The sequence below is a fragment of the Lelliottia sp. RD5 genome (assembly GCF_056032945.1).
This window is the reverse complement of the sequence record NZ_JBVYHQ010000007.1, coordinates 1-17,167: the sequence shown is the minus strand read 5'-3', so window position 1 is coordinate 17,167 and position 17,167 is coordinate 1. Positions and strand designations below refer to the sequence as shown.

Annotated in this window: 14 protein-coding genes, 5 tRNA genes and 1 other RNA gene; 16 read left to right on the top strand and 4 right to left on the bottom strand. The window is 52.8% G+C overall.

The genetic code is table 11. The features are described from left to right. Positions 1–31 precede the first annotated feature (31 nt). On the bottom strand, positions 32–694 hold the full coding sequence (locus tag AC0LWE_RS18485; protein WP_133632046.1) for an OmpA family lipoprotein: 663 nt from the start codon (positions 692–694) through the stop codon (positions 32–34). 167 nt (positions 695–861) lie between these two features. Here AC0LWE_RS18485 and AC0LWE_RS18480 point away from each other — a divergent pair, with 167 nt between their 5' ends. Further along, positions 862–3,189 (top strand): molybdopterin guanine dinucleotide-containing S/N-oxide reductase, encoded by a 2,328-nt coding sequence (locus AC0LWE_RS18480; protein ID WP_219347178.1) that lies wholly within the window; start codon positions 862–864, stop codon positions 3,187–3,189. Here the strand turns inward: AC0LWE_RS18480 and AC0LWE_RS18475 are convergent. Both AC0LWE_RS18475 and tag read right to left on the bottom strand, forming a co-directional pair. Then, a complete protein-coding gene (locus tag AC0LWE_RS18475; RefSeq protein WP_059180423.1) occupies positions 3,152–3,598 on the bottom strand; it encodes an N-acetyltransferase in 447 nt (148 codons plus the stop codon). The genes AC0LWE_RS18480 and AC0LWE_RS18475 overlap by 38 nt on opposite strands. Next, positions 3,576–4,157 (bottom strand): DNA-3-methyladenine glycosylase I, encoded by a 582-nt coding sequence (gene tag, locus AC0LWE_RS18470; protein WP_011915440.1) that lies wholly within the window; start codon positions 4,155–4,157, stop codon positions 3,576–3,578. Before tag ends, AC0LWE_RS18475 begins: the two co-directional genes overlap by 23 nt. 159 nt (positions 4,158–4,316) lie before the next feature. Between tag and AC0LWE_RS18465 the strand changes: the two genes are divergently transcribed. The 10 genes from AC0LWE_RS18465 to dppF all read left to right on the top strand — a co-directional run bounded on the left by AC0LWE_RS18465 (position 4,317) and on the right by dppF (position 15,135). Then, positions 4,317–5,021, top strand: coding sequence for an autotransporter domain-containing protein (locus AC0LWE_RS18465; RefSeq protein WP_174343365.1), 705 nt, complete (start codon positions 4,317–4,319; stop codon positions 5,019–5,021). Between the two features lie 238 nt (positions 5,022–5,259). Continuing rightward, positions 5,260–6,462, top strand: a complete 1,203-nt coding sequence (locus AC0LWE_RS18460) for an L-lactate MFS transporter (RefSeq protein ID WP_131489020.1) — start codon at positions 5,260–5,262, stop codon at positions 6,460–6,462. A 259-nt stretch (positions 6,463–6,721) separates the two neighbouring features. Beyond that, complete coding sequence (eptB, locus tag AC0LWE_RS18455) at positions 6,722–8,413, top strand: kdo(2)-lipid A phosphoethanolamine 7''-transferase (RefSeq protein ID WP_219347177.1); 1,692 nt, start codon at positions 6,722–6,724, stop codon at positions 8,411–8,413. A gap of 91 nt (positions 8,414–8,504) precedes the next feature. Next, positions 8,505–8,581: transfer RNA gene (locus tag AC0LWE_RS18450), tRNA-Pro, on the top strand. A gap of 38 nt (positions 8,582–8,619) precedes the next feature. Continuing rightward, positions 8,620–8,749: non-coding RNA, RtT sRNA (locus tag AC0LWE_RS18445), on the top strand. A 681-nt stretch (positions 8,750–9,430) separates the two neighbouring features. Continuing rightward, positions 9,431–11,038 carry a dipeptide ABC transporter periplasmic-binding protein DppA gene (gene dppA / locus AC0LWE_RS18440; protein ID WP_202668832.1) on the top strand — a complete coding sequence of 536 codons (1,608 nt, stop codon included), beginning with the start codon at positions 9,431–9,433 and terminating at the stop codon, positions 11,036–11,038. A gap of 161 nt (positions 11,039–11,199) precedes the next feature. After that, positions 11,200–12,219, top strand: coding sequence for a dipeptide ABC transporter permease DppB (gene dppB, locus AC0LWE_RS18435; RefSeq protein WP_219347176.1), 1,020 nt, complete (start codon positions 11,200–11,202; stop codon positions 12,217–12,219). 9 nt (positions 12,220–12,228) lie between these two features. Next, positions 12,229–13,131 carry a dipeptide ABC transporter permease DppC gene (dppC, locus tag AC0LWE_RS18430; protein WP_059180412.1) on the top strand — a complete coding sequence of 301 codons (903 nt, stop codon included), beginning with the start codon at positions 12,229–12,231 and terminating at the stop codon, positions 13,129–13,131. A 10-nt stretch (positions 13,132–13,141) separates the two neighbouring features. Further along, the gene (gene dppD, locus AC0LWE_RS18425) at positions 13,142–14,125 is read left to right on the top strand and encodes a dipeptide ABC transporter ATP-binding protein (RefSeq protein ID WP_059180411.1); all 984 of its coding nucleotides are present in this window, start codon (positions 13,142–13,144) and stop codon (positions 14,123–14,125) included. Next, entirely contained in the window at positions 14,122–15,135 is a 1,014-nt protein-coding gene (dppF, locus tag AC0LWE_RS18420; RefSeq protein ID WP_202668834.1) for a dipeptide ABC transporter ATP-binding subunit DppF, read from the top strand. The genes dppD and dppF overlap by 4 nt, the downstream gene beginning before the upstream one ends. A gap of 55 nt (positions 15,136–15,190) precedes the next feature. Here dppF and coaA read toward each other — a convergent pair whose 3' ends face one another. Beyond that, on the bottom strand, positions 15,191–16,141 hold the full coding sequence (gene coaA / locus AC0LWE_RS18415) for a type I pantothenate kinase (RefSeq protein WP_059180409.1): 951 nt from the start codon (positions 16,139–16,141) through the stop codon (positions 15,191–15,193). A gap of 334 nt (positions 16,142–16,475) precedes the next feature. Between coaA and AC0LWE_RS18410 the strand changes: the two genes are divergently transcribed. From AC0LWE_RS18410 to AC0LWE_RS18390, 5 genes are all read left to right on the top strand, one after another. After that, positions 16,476–16,551: transfer RNA gene (locus tag AC0LWE_RS18410), tRNA-Thr, on the top strand. An 8-nt stretch (positions 16,552–16,559) separates the two neighbouring features. Further along, positions 16,560–16,644: transfer RNA gene (locus tag AC0LWE_RS18405), tRNA-Tyr, on the top strand. 115 nt (positions 16,645–16,759) lie between these two features. Then, a tRNA-Gly gene (locus tag AC0LWE_RS18400) sits at positions 16,760–16,834 on the top strand. A 6-nt stretch (positions 16,835–16,840) separates the two neighbouring features. After that, positions 16,841–16,916: transfer RNA gene (locus tag AC0LWE_RS18395), tRNA-Thr, on the top strand. A gap of 119 nt (positions 16,917–17,035) precedes the next feature. After that, positions 17,036–17,167, top strand: a 132-nt coding sequence (locus tag AC0LWE_RS18390; protein ID WP_004146313.1) for a GTP-binding protein, incomplete at its 3' end; no start/stop codon positions are given.

Below are 17,167 nucleotides of genomic sequence, written 5' to 3'. Positions count from 1 at the left end.
CTCTCCCAGAGGAAGAGGGGAGCACAAAAACTTACTGAATCGGGCTGAGGGTGATTTCGACCCGACGGTTCTGGGCTTTGCCTTCTGCCGTGCTGTTGCTGGCGATTGGATTTGCCGGCCCCATCCCGCTAGTGCGGATGCGGTTGGCCGCCACGCCCTGAGTGATCAGGGAGCTGGCAACGGAGTCCGCGCGCTGCTGAGACAGACGCATATTCAGATCCTGGCTGCCGGTGCTGTCGGTATAGCCGATCACATTGACTGCGGTTTTACTGTACTCTTTCAGGACCATCGCGACGCCCGTCAGGGTGTTCGCCCCGGCAGGTTTCAGCGTGGCACTGCTGCTGTCAAAGGTCACATTGCTCGGCATGTTTAAAATGATGTTGTCGCCATTTCGCGTCACGCTCACGCCGGTTCCCTGCATTTTGTCACGCAGTTTTGCTTCCTGAACATCCATGTAATAACCGGCACCGCCACCCAGCGCCGCTCCCGCCGCTGCACCGATCAGCGCGCCTTTGCCGCGATCTTTCTTCGATGAGGAGAGCACGCCAACACCCGCGCCAACTAATGAGCCGATACCTGCGCCAATGCCGGATTTACCCGCTTCACGCTCGCCGGTGTAAGGGTTTGTTGTGCAGCCAGAAACCGCCAGTGCGCCACTCACCAGAGCGGCAATAACCAATACGCGTTTATTCATCTTATTTCCTTAATCCTTTTTATTCTTTGCCACGACGGACGTGGCGGTTGATTATGACGCCCAGTTATGCAGAAAATTCCGGGGATAACTCTGAAATTTGTGTCAAACCATAAACGGCTTCAAAGAAGGCCGTGAAACCTGCAACAGGCAGCCCAGGAGCGCACGCTTTGACCACCTCAATAAAAACCATTCTGACCGCAGCCCACTGGGGGCCTATGCTGGTTGAAACCGACGGCGAGAACGTGCTGTCTTCACGCGGGGCGCTGCCCACCGATCATCCCAATTCATTACAAACTGCGGTGCGCGATCAGGTGCACAGTAAAACCCGTGTGCGCTGGCCGATGGTGCGTAAAGGTTTTTTAGCGTCGCCGGATAATCCGCAGGGCGTGCGTGGGCAAGATGAATTTGTACGCGTGAGCTGGGACGATGCGCTGGCGCTCATCCACGGGCAACACAAACGCATCCGCGACAGCTACGGCGCGTCGTCTATCTTTGCCGGGTCTTACGGCTGGCGCTCCAACGGCGTGCTGCATAAAGCGGCGACGCTGTTGCAACGCTATATGAGCCTGGCGGGCGGCTACACGGGGCATCTGGGTGATTATTCAACCGGTGCGGCCCAGGCGATCATGCCGTATGTCGTGGGGGGCAATGAGGTGTATCAGCAGCAAACCAGCTGGCCGCTGGTGCTGGAACATACGGACGTCGTGGTGTTGTGGAGCGCCAACCCGCTTAACACGCTGAAGATTGCGTGGAATGCCAGCGATGAGCAGGGCATTGCCTATTTTGATGCGCTGCGTAAAAGCGGTAAGCGGTTGATCTGCATCGATCCTATGCGTTCTGAAACGCTCGATTTTCTTGGGGACAGCGCCGAGTGGATCGCGCCGCATATGGGCACCGATGTCGCGATGATGCTGGGTGTGGCGTATACGCTGGTGGAAAACGGTTGGCATGACGCTGAATTCCTGGCGCGCTGTACAAGCGGTTTCGACACCTTTACGCAATATCTGACCGGTAAATCTGACGGAGTGGCGAAAACCGCTGAATGGGCTGCCGAGATTTGTGGCGTTGATGCCGCTAAAATTCGCGAACTGGCGGCGTTATTCCATCAAAACACCACCATGTTGATGTCGGGCTGGGGAATGCAGCGTCAGCAGTTTGGCGAGCAAAAGCACTGGATGCTGGTGACGCTTGCCGCGATGCTTGGCCAGATTGGTACGCCGGGCGGCGGTTTTGGCCTGTCGTATCACTTTGCCAACGGCGGGAATCCGACACGCCGCGCGGCGGTGCTGGCCTCGATGCAGGGTTCTGTGCAAAACGGGATTGATGCGGTCGATAAAATTCCGGTTGCTCGTATCGTTGAAGCGCTGGAAAACCCAGGCGGTTTTTATCAGCACAACGGCATGGATCGGCATTTCCCGGATATCCGTTTTGTCTGGTGGGCGGGCGGCGCAAACTTTACCCATCATCAGGATACCAACCGCCTGATTCGTGCGTGGCAGAAACCAGAGCTGGTGGTCATTTCAGAGTGCTTCTGGACCGCAGCGGCGAAGCACGCTGATATTGTGCTGCCAGCGACCACCTCATTTGAGCGTAACGATCTGACCATGACTGGCGATTACAGCAATCAGCACATGGTGCCGATGAAGCGTGTGGTTCCGCCGCGTGACGAAGCGCGTGACGATTTTGAGGTGTTTGCAGCATTGAGCGAGCTGTGGGAGCCGGGCGGTCGCGAGCGCTTCACGGAAGGCAAAACGGATCTGGAATGGCTCGAGACGTTTTACCAGATTGCCGGGCAGCGCGGTCAATCACAGGGCGTAACGTTGCCGCCGTTTGCAGAGTTCTGGCAAGAGAATGCTATTTTTGAAATGCCGGAGAGCGAACAGAACGCGCAGTTTGTCCGTTTTGCTGATTTCCGCCGTGACCCGCAGAGTCACCCGCTAAAAACGGAAAGTGGCAAAATCGAGATCTATTCACAGCGTATCGCCAGCTTTAACTATACCGATTGCCCACCCCATCCGATGTGGCTTGAGCCCGATGAGTGGCACGGTAACGCGCAGCCGAAGCAGCTACAGGTGCTGTCCGCGCATCCGGCACATCGTCTGCACAGCCAGCTTAACTATTCGTCACTGCGTGAACAGTACGCCGTGGCGGGACGTGAGCCGATCACCTTGCATCCGGATGACGCCAACGCGCGTGGAATTGCCGACGGTGATGTGGTACGGGTCTGGAACACGCGCGGACAGGTGCTCGCGGGAGCCGTGGTCAGTACGGGGATTAAACCTGGTGTGATCTGTATTCACCAGGGCGCGTGGCCCGATCTGGATCGCGATGAAGGCGGAATTTGTAAAAACGGCGCGGTGAACGTGTTAACCAAAGATCTCCCCAGCTCGAAGCTGGGGAATGGTTGCGCGGGAAATACGGCGCTCGCCTGGGTGGAGAAATATCAGGGACCGGAACTTACGCTGACGGCGTTTGATCCGCCTGCCAGCTCATAATCCACGTCGGGTGTTGCGTCTCTTCCTGCCAGGCGCTGTCTTCAATGCGAAAACCCTGAGCATGGTAGAAATTCACCGCCCGACTGTTTTTCTGGTAAACCTCAAGACTTAAGGACGGGTACGTCTGCTGAACATGCTGAATCAGCGCGTGCCCGATCCCTTTCCCCAGATGGGGCGTGGCGACAAATAGCGCGCCGATGAACTGAAACTGCATGACGCTGATAAAGCCTCTGATTTCACCAGACTCTTCCCAAACCCACGTTTCCGCTGACGGCAGATAAGCATCACGGACCAGCGCTTCGCTTTCAACCCAGTACTGCGCATCGATAAACGGATGCGCATCGGTGGTGCTTTCCAGCCATAAACTCAGCAGCGGCGCGGTGTTCTCACTTTGCCATTTGCGAATCATGTTGTCCTCCAGGATGGCAGAAGCAGCCCGTCACATGATCGTTAACCAGGCCGCACGCTTGCATGAAAGAGTAGCAAATTGTGGTGCCAACAAACTTGAATCCACGTTTTTTCAACGCTTTAGAAAGGGCATCGGATGCAGGCGTGGATGTGTCGATTTCAGCCAGCGTCGCGGACTGGGTGATTTTCGGGGTATGGTCGACAAACGACCAGACAAAATCTGAAAAAGGCTCGCCGTTTTCTTCCATTGCCAGGTATGCACGCGCGTTGCCGATAATGGCTTGAATCTTACCGCGATGACGGATGATACCGGCGTCCAGCACCAGTCTTTCGACATCTTCTTCCGTCATCGCGGCAACGCGTACCGGGTCGAAATGATGGAAGGCGTTACGGTAATTTTCCCGTTTTTTCAAGACGGTAATCCACGATAATCCCGCCTGTTGCCCCTCCAGGCAGATCATCTCAAAGAGATTCTTGCCGTCTTTTTCCGGCACGCCCCACTCTTTATCGTGATAATCGATATAAAGCTGATCCTGGCTTACCCATCCGCAACGTTGCATAGGTTATTTCCCTTATTGATTGTGAATCCGCAAAAATTCAGCCAACCTGGCTTGACGTGAGTGTTAAAAAGACAATATTTAATTAAGGGTTATGCCCTCATATCTCTTCTTAAACAATGACAAATATCGCCGAACTCGGCTCTCTCTGGAGTCGCTTTGATGATGATAAAAAAAATCAGTGGTCGCCATGCTGTTTCTGGCCTGGTGGGTGTATCAGTCTGTTTGTTTTTTTGTAGCACAGCCTCTGCCTGGCAACAGGAATATATCGTTTCAGATGCGCAAAGTCATACGACAGAACGCTATACATGGGACGCCGATCACCAACCGCGCTATGACGATATTCTTGCGGAGCGAATTCGTTCTTCGCAGAACGTACCGGGACTGGCCCTCAATATGCCGGATAATTACCCGGCGGAATCGGCGAGCACCCTGAGCGTGGGGTTGAATATGCCGGTCACCCGCAATACCACAACCGGGCCTGTGGCGGCGTGGCACTACGATGGTTCAACGCAAATGATGTACAACGAGTTTGGTGATAACGGCAGTTCAACGTCGCTCACCGATCCGCTCTGGCACGCCAGCGTTAGCACGCTTGGCTGGCGGGTGGATACGCGCGTGGGTGATTTACGGCCCTGGGCGCAGGTGAGCTATAACCAGCAGTTTGGTGATAACCAATGGAAATCGCAGTCCGGGATGAGCCGACTGCCTACATCATTGCAGTATGACAACTGGATGGACGTGACGGTGGGGGCAGACGTGCTGCTTTATCCCCATCTGGCGGCGTATGCGTCGTTATCCCAGGCGGAAAGTACGATGACAGGCGAAGACTATCTTTATACCCTGGGGGTGAGTGCGAGATTCTAAAATTATTATTTCCGGTAACGCTTCCATAACATCTTGAACACAATAACAGCAAGCCCTGTGGCGATAGCAGTCACTAACAAAGGCGCGTTGCGAAATCTGGCAAGGTCATTCATTCCTGATTTCAGGCATTTCATTCCGTCTCTACTGCATTTCATGCCGTTTCTCCCCTGGCAATAAAGGGATTTGTATATCGTTGTCTGCAGCGAATTCCCTTAATTTCTCTTGCAGGACAACTGCCATGAACACATCAACCTATAACCGCACTCGTTGGCTGACACTCTTCGGCACCATCGTGACGCAATTTGCGTTGGGATCGGTTTATACCTGGAGCCTGTTTAACAGCGCGCTGTCCGACAAACTGGGAGCACCGGTCAGTCAGGTGGCATTTTCCTTCGGCTTGCTGAGCCTGGGGTTAGCGCTTTCGTCTTCCGTCGCAGGCAAATTGCAGGAGCGTTTCGGTGTGAAGCGCGTGACTATGGCCTCCGGTATTATGCTGGGTGTGGGCTTTTTCCTGACTGCGCATTCTAATAGCCTGATGATGCTATGGCTCAGTGCGGGCGTGCTGGTTGGCCTGGCGGACGGTGCGGGCTATCTGTTGACGCTGTCCAACTGCGTGAAATGGTTCCCGGAGCGTAAAGGCTTAATCTCCGCATTCTCAATCGGTTCTTACGGCTTGGGCAGCCTTGGTTTTAAATTTATCGACTCGCATTTACTGGAATCTGTTGGTCTGGAAAAGACATTCATGATCTGGGGCGCAATTGTGCTGGTGATGATTCTTTTCGGTGCCACGCTGATGAAAGATGCGCCTCAGCAGGCAGTCAAAACGGTGAATGGCGTGGTGGAAAATGACTTCACGCTGGCGCAGTCCATGCGTCAACCGCAGTACTGGATGTTGGCCGTGATGTTCCTGACCGCCTGTATGAGTGGCCTGTATGTCATCGGTGTGGCGAAAGATATTGCTCAGGGAATGGTGAAACTGGATGTGGCAACCGCAGCCAATGCAGTGACGGTGATTTCCATTGCTAACCTGTCAGGCCGACTGGTGCTGGGTATCCTGTCTGACAAAATCTCGCGTATCCGTGTCATTACCATGGGACAGGTCGTGTCGTTGGTTGGTATGGCCGCGCTGCTGTTCGCGCCGCTGAATGAAATGACCTTCTTTGCCGCTATCGCCTGCGTTGCCTTTAACTTTGGCGGCACCATTACCGTCTTCCCTTCACTGGTGAGCGAATTCTTTGGCCTGAACAATCTGGCGAAGAATTACGGCGTGATTTATTTAGGGTTTGGGATCGGCAGCATTTGCGGTTCGCTTATCGCGTCGCTGTTTGGCGGCTTCTATGTGACCTTCTGCGTGATATTTGCCTTACTGATTATTTCGCTGGCGCTGTCGACGACGATTCGCCAACCGCAGCGCGAAGTCTATAGTGAGGCGCATGCGTAAACAAACAACGAAAAAGGCCGGGTTTCCGGCCTTTTTTAGCGATGAAATCTAAGGAAAACTTAAGGTTGGATACCTTTAGTTTGTTTTTTTGTAAATATCCGCTTCAATCACACACTCTCCTGCCACTTTTTTCCATCGTTGTGGTCTACTTACCACGCTTTAGACATTTCTGATAATGGATTCCTGAGCGCATATATAGTCTGTTCACTTTTCATATGAAGTGAAGCGGGGTTACTCTCCCTTTTTCCGGGTTGAATGCATGAAATACATCAAATCGATGACACAACAAAAGCTGAGCTTTTTGCTGGCGTTGTACATCGGCCTGTTTATGAATGGTGCTGTTTTTTTCCGTCGGTTTGATGGTTACGCACAAGATTTTACTGTCTGGAAAGGAATCTCCGGAGTGGTTGAACTGGTCGCTACCGTTCTGGTGACGTTCTTCCTGTTACGCCTGCTCTCACTATTTGGTCGACGCATGTGGCGTGTGCTCGCCTCGCTGGTGGTCGTGTTCTCTGCGGGTGCCAGTTATTACATGACTTTCATGAACGTGGTCATTGGCTACGGCATTATTGCCTCGGTCATGACGACGGATATTGACCTCTCGAAAGAGGTGGTGGGCCTGCACTTTATTCTCTGGTTGGTGTGCGTGAGCGCGCTGCCGCTGCTGTTCATCTGGAGCAACCGCTGCCGCTATACTTTGCTTCGGCAAATGCGCACACCTGGGCAACGCATCCGAAGCGTTACGCTGGTGGTGCTGGCGGGATTGATGGTTTGGGGGCCGATTCGCCTGCTGGATGTGAAGCAAAAATACGATGAGCGTACCTCTGGCGTAGATATGCCGAGCTACGGCGGCGTCGTGGCTAACTCCTATCTTCCTTCTAACTGGATATCGGCGCTGGGCCTTTACGCCTGGGCGCAGGTCGACGAATCATCTGATAATAAATCGTTAAAGAATCCCGCCAAATTGTTTACATACCAGGCGCCTAAAGACATCGATGATACCTATTTTATCTTTATTATCGGTGAAACGACGCGCTGGGATCACATGGGCATTCTTGGCTACGATCGTGACACGACACCAAAACTGTCGCAGGAAAAGAACCTGATTGCCTATCGTGGATATTCCTGTGATACCGCCACTAAACTCTCGTTGCGCTGCATGTTTGTGCGCGAAGGCGGGGCGGATGATAACCCTCAGCGTACGCTGAAAGAGCAAAACGTCTTCTCGGTTCTGCGCCAGCTTGGGTTTACGTCCGATCTTTACGCCATGCAGAGCGAAATGTGGTTCTACAGCAACACCATGGCGCAGAACATTGCTTATCGCGAGCAAATCGGTGCCGAGCCGCGTAACCGCGGTAAGAGCGTGGATGACATGCTGCTGATTGACGAAATGAAGAACTCGTTGAATGGCAATCCTGATGGCAAGCACATGATTATCTTGCATACCAAGGGATCACACTTCAACTATACGCAGCGTTATCCGCGTAATTTCGCCAAATGGACGCCGGAGTGCGTAGGTGTGGATAAAGACTGCACCAAAGACGAGCTGGTTAACTCGTTTGATAATTCGGTGCTGTATGTCGATCATTTCATTGATAGCGTAATTGATCAGGTGCGCGATAAGAAAGCCATTGTGTTCTATGCCGCCGACCATGGTGAGTCAATCAATGAGTTTGAGCACTTGCACGGAACCCCGCGTAAAATGGCACCGCCAGAGCAGTTCCGCGTGCCGATGATGGTCTGGATGTCAGATAAATATCTGGAGAACCCGGATAAAGCGAAAATGTTCGCTCAGCTGAAACAAGAGGCAGAAATGAAGGTGCCGCGCCGCCACGTTGAGCTGTACGACACGATTATGGGTTGCCTCGGTTATACCTCGCCGAATGGCGGGATTAACGAAAATAACAACTGGTGTCATATCCCTGATAGTGCAACAAAAGCCACGCAATAACCGGTCTGGCGAGTTTATCGCCAATCGAATGGCTTTTTCATGATAAGGGATTGACGGGAGCGCACCCCAGCAGTAAGATGCGCTCCGCATTCGGCGAGTAGCGCAGCTTGGTAGCGCAACTGGTTTGGGACCAGTGGGTCGGAGGTTCGAATCCTCTCTCGCCGACCACATTTAAAAAAGGGCTAACCGTAAGGTTGGCCCTTTTTGCATTCTGCGAACGTAAAAGGATGAGAACCTCCGAAGGAGGTTTGACTCGCGCGAAGCGAGAGAACGTTGCTTCAGCAACGGCCCGAAGGGCGAGCCGCGAAGCGGCAAGTCATCCTCTCTCGCCGACCACATTTAAAAAAGGGCTAACCGCAAGGTTGGCCCTTTTTGCATTCTGCGAATGGAAAAGCATTAGCCAAATGTGAAACTCACCCTCAAGCGAGGTTTTGCGTTAGGGACTTACCTATGGCAACCTGTCAAAACAGACCTTACCTCTCGTTTACCCCTGCCTGTTAACGATTTTGTGACATAATCCATTGTATTTTTTTATATATAGATTGATCTTTTTTCGCGTTGCTTATGGATAACCTCAGCATTTTCCGCTGTGCGTTTTAACGTTCATGGCATTAAGTGCTCAGATAATCGCCATTCTGTAAGAAAATTTACGCGATATGAATAAATGTTAATCACTGATTGTTGCGAAATATGAAGAGGTTTGTGCTGCAAGATGGCGAGTAGCATAAATTTCCCTGCTGAAAATAGATGCCTGGAGTTTTTTTAATCTTTGTTTGCCGTTTCTCACCCTCAACGTAAATCCCCGCCACCTGTATTGACGTTTTCACATTCTGTTGACAGATTGTAGGGCACGAGGGGCATTTCAGGGACGATCTGCGCTGCAACTCTGTCGCTCTTCTGAAAGGATTCTCCATCCCTTATAACGCCTTCGGGCATCACCGACCGGACCGGGTAAATAATAAATAAAGGTCAGGCGGCGTAACACAACAAAGCAAAACATCACATTGGAGCAGAATAATGAGTATTTCCTTGAAGAAGTCAGGGATGCTGAAGCTTGGTCTGAGCCTGGTTGCTCTGACCGTCGCGGCAAGCGTAAATGCGAAAACCCTGGTTTACTGTTCTGAAGGCTCGCCGGAAGGCTTTAACCCACAGCTCTTCACCTCGGGTACCACGTACGACGCAAGCTCTGTGCCTATCTATAACCGTCTGGTTGAATTCAAAATCGGTACCACGGAAGTTATTCCGGGTCTGGCGGAGAAATGGGAAGTCAGCGAAGACGGCAAAACCTATACCTTCCACCTGCGTCAGGGCGTGAAGTGGCAGGATAGCAAAGATTTTAAACCCACTCGCGATCTGACTGCCGACGACATTGTGTTCTCATTTGATCGTCAGAAAAATGCCCAGAACCCGTACCATAAAGTGTCTGGCGGCAGCTACGAATACTTCGAAGGTATGGGTCTGCCAGACCTGATTACCGAAGTGAAAAAAGTTGACGATAAAACCGTTCAGTTTGTTCTGAGCCGTCCGGAAGCACCATTCCTGGCTGACCTGGCAATGGACTTCGCGTCTATTCTGTCGAAAGAATATGCGGATAACATGCTGAAAGCGGGCACGCCGGAAAAAGTGGATCTGAATCCAATCGGTACCGGTCCGTTCCAGCTGCTGCAATACCAGAAAGACTCGCGCATTCTGTACAAAGCGTTCGAAGGTTACTGGGGTACTAAGCCGCAGATCGACCGTCTGGTCTTCTCCATCACGCCTGACGCCTCTGTGCGTTACGCAAAACTGCAGAAAAACGAATGCCAGGTTATGCCATACCCGAACCCGGCTGATATCGCGCGTATGAAGCAGGACAAAAACATCAACCTGCTGGAGCAGGCGGGCCTGAACGTAGGCTACCTGTCCTTCAACACCGAGAAGAAACCGTTTGATGACGTGAAAGTGCGTCAGGCGCTGACTTACGCGGTAAACAAAGAAGCCATCATCAAGGCGGTTTATCAGGGTGCTGGCGTTGCCGCGAAAAACCTGATTCCACCAACCATGTGGGGTTATAACGACGACGTTAAGGATTACACTTACGACGTTGAGAAAGCGAAAGCACTGCTGAAAGAAGCGGGTCAGGATAAAGGCTTTACCGTTGAGCTGTGGGCGATGCCTGTACAGCGTCCATACAACCCGAACGCTCGCCGTATGGCTGAGATGGTTCAGGCTGACTGGGCTAAAATCGGCGTTCAGGCCAAAATCGTGACCTACGAGTGGGGCGAGTATCTGAAGCGTGCTAAAGCCGGTGAGCACCAGGCGGTGATGATGGGTTGGACCGGGGACAATGGGGATCCGGATAACTTCTTCGCGACCCTGTTCAGCTGTGATGCAGCAAAACAAGGCTCCAACTACTCTCGCTGGTGCTACAAGCCGTTTGAAGATCTGATTCAGCCGGCGCGTGCGACCGACGACCACAACAAGCGTATCGAACTGTACAAACAGGCTCAGGTAGTGATGCATGACCAGGCTCCGGCGCTGATCGTGGCTCACTCCACCGTGTACGAGCCAGTGCGTAAAGAAGTGAAAGGCTACGTGGTAGATCCACTGGGCAAACACCACTTCGAAAACGTATCGGTTGAATAATAAGTAGGGTGTCCCCCTCTCCTGATGGGAGAGGGTCGGGGTGAGAGGGATTTAACCGTTCCTCTCACCCTTATCGTCTCCCAAGAGGAGAGGATATTTACATTTGTGAGCAATAAAGACGTCACGCTTTTGATGGTGCGTCATTACAGAGAATCCGGGTTATGTTGCAGTTCATCCTCCGACGTCTGGGACTTGTCATCCCCACGTTTATCGGTATCACCCTTCTCACTTTTGCCTTCGTCCATATGATCCCCGGCGACCCGGTAATGATTATGGCAGGTGAGCGTGGTATCTCCCCTGAACGCCATGCGCAGCTGTTGGCCGAACTCGGCCTGAACAAGCCGCTGTGGCAGCAGTACCTCAATTACATTTGGGGCGTGCTGCACGGTGATTTAGGGATTTCGCTGAAAAGCCGTCTTCCTGTGTGGGACGAGTTTGTGCCGCGTTTTAAAGCGACGCTTGAACTCGGTGTCTGCGCCATGATGTTTGCCGTCGCTGTCGGTATTCCAGTCGGCGTACTGGCTGCCGTGAAGCGTGGCTCTATTTTCGATCACACCGCCGTTGGCCTCGCGCTGACCGGTTATTCCATGCCTATCTTCTGGTGGGGCATGATGATGATCATGTTGGTCTCAGTCCAATGGAACCTGACACCGGTTTCCGGGCGCGTCAGCGATATGGTCTTCCTGGATGATTCGAATCCGCTTACCGGTTTTATGCTGATCGACACCGCCATCTGGGGTGACGAGGGCAACTTCATTGATGCCGTCGCGCATATGATTTTGCCTGCGATAGTGCTGGGAACCATTCCACTGGCGGTCATCGTGCGTATGACGCGTTCTTCCATGCTGGAAGTGCTGGGCGAGGATTATATCCGCACCGCTCGCGCCAAAGGGTTGACCCGTATGCGCGTCATCATCGTTCACGCCTTACGTAACGCGATGCTGCCCGTGGTGACCGTTATCGGTCTGCAGGTGGGGACGTTGCTCGCAGGGGCGATTTTGACCGAAACCATTTTCTCCTGGCCTGGCCTGGGGCGCTGGCTGATCGATGCGCTGCAACGCCGTGACTATCCGGTAGTGCAGGGCGGCGTGTTGCTGGTGGCGACGATGATTATCCTCGTCAACCTGCTGGTCGATCTGCTTTACGGCGTGGTGAACCCGCGTATTCGTCATAAGAAGTAAGGGGCCATCATGTCACAAGTTACTCAAAATAAAGTTATTGCTGCCCCGGTGCCTATGACGCCGCTGCAGGAGTTCTGGCACTACTTCAAGCGTAACAAAGGCGCGGTGGTCGGTTTGGTGTATGTCATCATCATGCTGATCATTGCGGTTTTCGCGAATTTCCTGGCACCGTATAACCCGGCGGACCAGTTCCGGGACGTGCTGCTTTCTCCGCCAGCCTGGCAGGACGGCGGGACGTTTGCGCATCTTCTGGGAACGGATGATGTGGGCCGTGATGTGCTATCTCGCCTGATGTACGGTGCACGTTTGTCGCTGCTGGTTGGCTGTCTGGTGGTGGTACTGTCGCTGATTCTGGGCGTTATCCTCGGGCTGATTGCCGGTTACTTCGGTGGTCTGATCGACAACATCATCATGCGTGTCGTTGATATCATGCTGGCGCTGCCAAGTCTGTTGCTAGCCCTGGTGCTGGTGGCGGTGTTCGGGCCCTCGATAGGCAACGCCGCGCTGGCGCTGACGTTCGTCGCGTTACCGCACTATGTGCGATTAACCCGAGCGGCGGTGCTGGTCGAAGTGAACCGCGATTACGTAACCGCGTCTCGCGTTGCGGGCGCGGGCGCGCTGCGTCAGATGTTCATCAATATTCTCCCAAACTGCCTTGCACCGCTGATCGTTCAGGCGTCGCTTGGTTTCTCTAACGCCATTCTCGATATGGCTGCTCTTGGCTTCCTGGGCATGGGTGCGCAACCGCCAACACCGGAGTGGGGCACCATGCTCGCCGATGTGTTGCAGTTCGCGCAAAGCGCCTGGTGGGTCGTCACCTTCCCGGGTCTGGCGATTCTGCTCACGGTGCTGGCATTTAACCTGATGGGTGATGGTCTGCGTGATGCACTTGACCCCAAACTGAAGCAGTAAGAGGCACGAGATGGCGTTATTAAATGTAGATAAATTATCGGTGCACTTCGGTGACGTTGGCTCCGAATTTCGTGCCGTAGACCGTATCAGCTACAGCGTGAATCAAGGTGAAGTGGTCGGTATTGTGGGGGAGTCTGGTTCCGGTAAATCGGTCAGCTCGCTGGCGATCATGGGACTGATTGACTATCCAGGCCGCGTGATGGCGGAAAGCCTTGAGTTTAACGGTCAGGACCTGAAGCGTATCTCCGAGAAGCAGCGCCGCCAGTTGGTGGGTGCCGAAGTGGCGATGATCTTCCAGGACCCAATGACCAGCCTGAACCCTTGTTACACCGTCGGTTTCCAGATTATGGAAGCGATTAAAGTGCATCAAGGCGGCAATAAGAAAACCCGTCTTCAGCGTGCGATTGACCTGCTCACGCAGGTGGGAATTCCCGATCCGGCCTCACGTCTGGATGTCTATCCGCATCAGCTTTCGGGCGGTATGAGCCAGCGCGTAATGATCGCCATGGCGATTGCGTGTCGACCAAAACTGCTGATTGCCGATGAACCTACGACGGCACTGGATGTGACCATTCAGGCGCAAATCATTGAACTTCTGCTGGAGTTACAGCAGAAAGAGAATATGGCGCTGGTTCTGATTACGCATGATTTGGCACTGGTCGCGGAAGCCGCGCACAAGATCATCGTGATGTACGCCGGGCAGGTGGTGGAAACCGGAAGCGCGAACGCGATTTTCCGCGCACCGCGTCACCCGTATACGCAGGCGCTATTGCGTGCGCTGCCGGAGTTTGCTCAGGATAAAGCGCGTCTGGCATCACTGCCGGGCGTCGTTCCGGGCAAATATGACCGCCCGACGGGTTGCCTGCTGAATCCGCGCTGTCCGTATGCGACGGATAAATGCCGTGCCGAAGAGCCAGAACTCTTTACCCTGAACGATGGTCGTCAGTCTAAATGTCATTACCCACTCGATGATGCCGGGAGGCCTACACTATGAGTACGCAAGAGGCCGCCAAACAACAACTTTTGTTGCAGGCCATCGACCTGAAAAAGTATTACCCGGTGAAGAAGGGGCTTTTTGCCCCTGAACGCCTGGTCAAAGCATTGGACGGGGTGTCGTTTACCCTTGAACGCGGCAAAACGCTGGCCGTGGTGGGTGAGTCCGGCTGTGGTAAATCAACGCTGGGCCGTCTGCTGACGATGATTGAGGTACCTACCGGTGGCGAACTCTATTATCAGGGCCAGGATCTGCTCAAGCATGACCCGCTAGCGCAGAAACTGCGTCGGCAAAAAATCCAGATCGTGTTCCAGAACCCGTACGGTTCTTTGAACCCACGTAAAAAAGTGGGACAGATTCTGGAAGAGCCGCTGCAAATTAACAGCACGCTCAATAAAGAGCAGCGCCGCGAAAAAGCGTTGGCGATGATGGCGAAAGTGGGGCTCAAAACGGAGCATTACGATCGTTATCCGCATATGTTCTCAGGTGGACAGCGCCAGCGTATCGCGATTGCACGTGGTTTGATGTTAGATCCAGATGTGGTGATTGCGGACGAACCCGTTTCTGCACTCGACGTGTCCGTACGTGCGCAGGTGCTGAACCTGATGATGGATTTGCAGCAGGATCTGGGGTTGTCATATGTGTTCATCTCCCATGACCTGTCTGTGGTTGAGCATATCGCCGATGAAGTGATGGTGATGTATCTGGGCCGTTGCGTGGAGAAGGGGACGAAAGATCAGATCTTCAATAATCCTCGACATCCGTATACGCAGGCGCTTCTCTCGGCAACGCCGCGTCTGAATCCGGATGACCGTCGCGAGCGTATCAAGCTGACCGGCGAGTTACCAAGCCCGTTGAATCCGCCGCCGGGCTGCGCTTTCAACGCCCGTTGCCGTCGTCGCTTTGGGCCGTGCACGCAGTTGCAGCCACAGTTGAAAGAGTATGGTGGTCAGCTGGTTGCCTGCTTTGCGGTCGACCAGGATGAAAACGCTGAGAAACCGCACCCATAATGCGTAAACAAAAAAACCGGCGATAATCGCCGGTTTTTTTATGTCTGCACGTTTGCTATTTCCGCAACCGCACTTGGTCAACGGCGTGATTCTCACTCTTGGTCAGAATCAGGCTGGCTCGCTCACGTGTCGGCAGGATGTTCTCTTTCAGGTTCACGTAGTTGATCTCATTCCAGAGCGCGGTGGCGACATTAACGGCCTCGTCTTCGGAAAGCTGGGCGTAGTTATGGAAGTAAGAATCAGGATCGGTGAATGCCCCTTCGCGGAACTTCAGGAAGCGGTTGATATACCAGTTTTGCAGCAGATTTTCGGGAGCGTCGACATAGATAGAGAAATCGACGAAATCGGAGACAAAGACATGGTGCGGGTCATGGGGATAATCCATGCCGCTTTGCAAAACATTTAACCCTTCCAGAATCAGAATATCTGGCTGGGCCACGGTTTTATCGCCATCGGGGATACGATCGTAAATAAGATGAGAGTAAACCGGTGCCGTGACGTTTGGCGCGCCAGACTTCAAATCGGAAACGAATTTCACCAGACGGTGCATATCATAAGAAAGCGGAAAACCTTTCTTCTTCATTAGACCGCGTTCTTTTAACACCTCGTTCGGGTGCAGAAAGCCGTCAGTCGTTATTAACTCCACGCTGCGATGTTCTGGCCAGCGGCTCAGCAATGCCTGTAAGACGCGTGCGGTGGTGCTTTTACCTACCGCCACGCTGCCCGCAATACTGATGATATAAGGAATGCGTTGCCCGTTGGTACCGAGGAACTGTTCCAGTACGGCCTGGCGGCGCAGGTTGGAGCTTATATAGAAGTTAAGCAAGCGGGACAGTGGCAGATAAATCTCGGCAACTTCTTCCAGCGACAGATCTTCGTTTATCCCTTTTAAACGCGCGATCTCACCTTCCGTGAGCGTCATGGGAACCGAATCACGCAGGGCGGCCCACTGGCTGCGGTTAAATTGAAGATAAGGTGTCATTAACGATTGCTCTTTTTTGCTCATAAGCAGGCTTCAGTGAACCATTTATCTGCACATTTACGAACTGTCACAGGTAATAGCCCATCACTTAGTAGTTAATTTTGGACAATGGGCAGGAGGTTAACACCAGATGACGCGAATAATAAGAAAAAATATGGGCGAGTGATGCTTAACGCGGAGGGCATCACGGTACGCTTTCACAGTGTATTTGGGCTCGATATGCTGAATATTTAGCCTGCTTTGCATGAAATAACAGCGTTTTTCCCTGTTTGCGCACAAAATGTGAGCGAATGAACAATTTATGCAATTTTTTAGTTGCATGACTGCCCATGTCTCCATAAAATGCGCGCTACTTGATGCCGACTTAGCTCAGTAGGTAGAGCAACTGACTTGTAATCAGTAGGTCACCAGTTCGATTCCGGTAGTCGGCACCATCAAGTCCGGTGGGGTTCCCGAGCGGCCAAAGGGAGCAGACTGTAAATCTGCCGTCACAGACTTCGAAGGTTCGAATCCTTCCCCCACCACCACTTTCTGGCAGCGTAATCGCCGCCTGAGCTGGCTAAAACATTAATCAGCTCAAACATAAAAAGAGAGAAATCTCTTTTTTGTTACAGAAAGAACTGGGTAGCCGAGTTTCAGGATGCGGGCATCGTATAATGGCTATTACCTCAGCCTTCCAAGCTGATGATGCGGGTTCGATTCCCGCTGCCCGCTCCAAGACGTGCTGATATGGCTCAGTTGGTAGAGCGCACCCTTGGTAAGGGTGAGGTCCCCAGTTCGACTCTGGGTATCAGCACCACTTCACTTCTCCCTCCCGTTTCTCTCTGTTAACTTTTAAAAAACATTCAACAGTTCAGGCATTTTGCCTGGTTGATGTGGTGATATCACCGATTTATCCGTGTCTTAGAGGGACAATCGATGTCTAAAGAAAAGTTTGAACGTACAAAACCGCACGTTAACGTCGGTACTATCGGCCACGTTGACCATGGTAAAACAACGCTGACTGCTGCAATCACTACCGTTCTGGCAAAAACCTACGGTGGTTCTGCG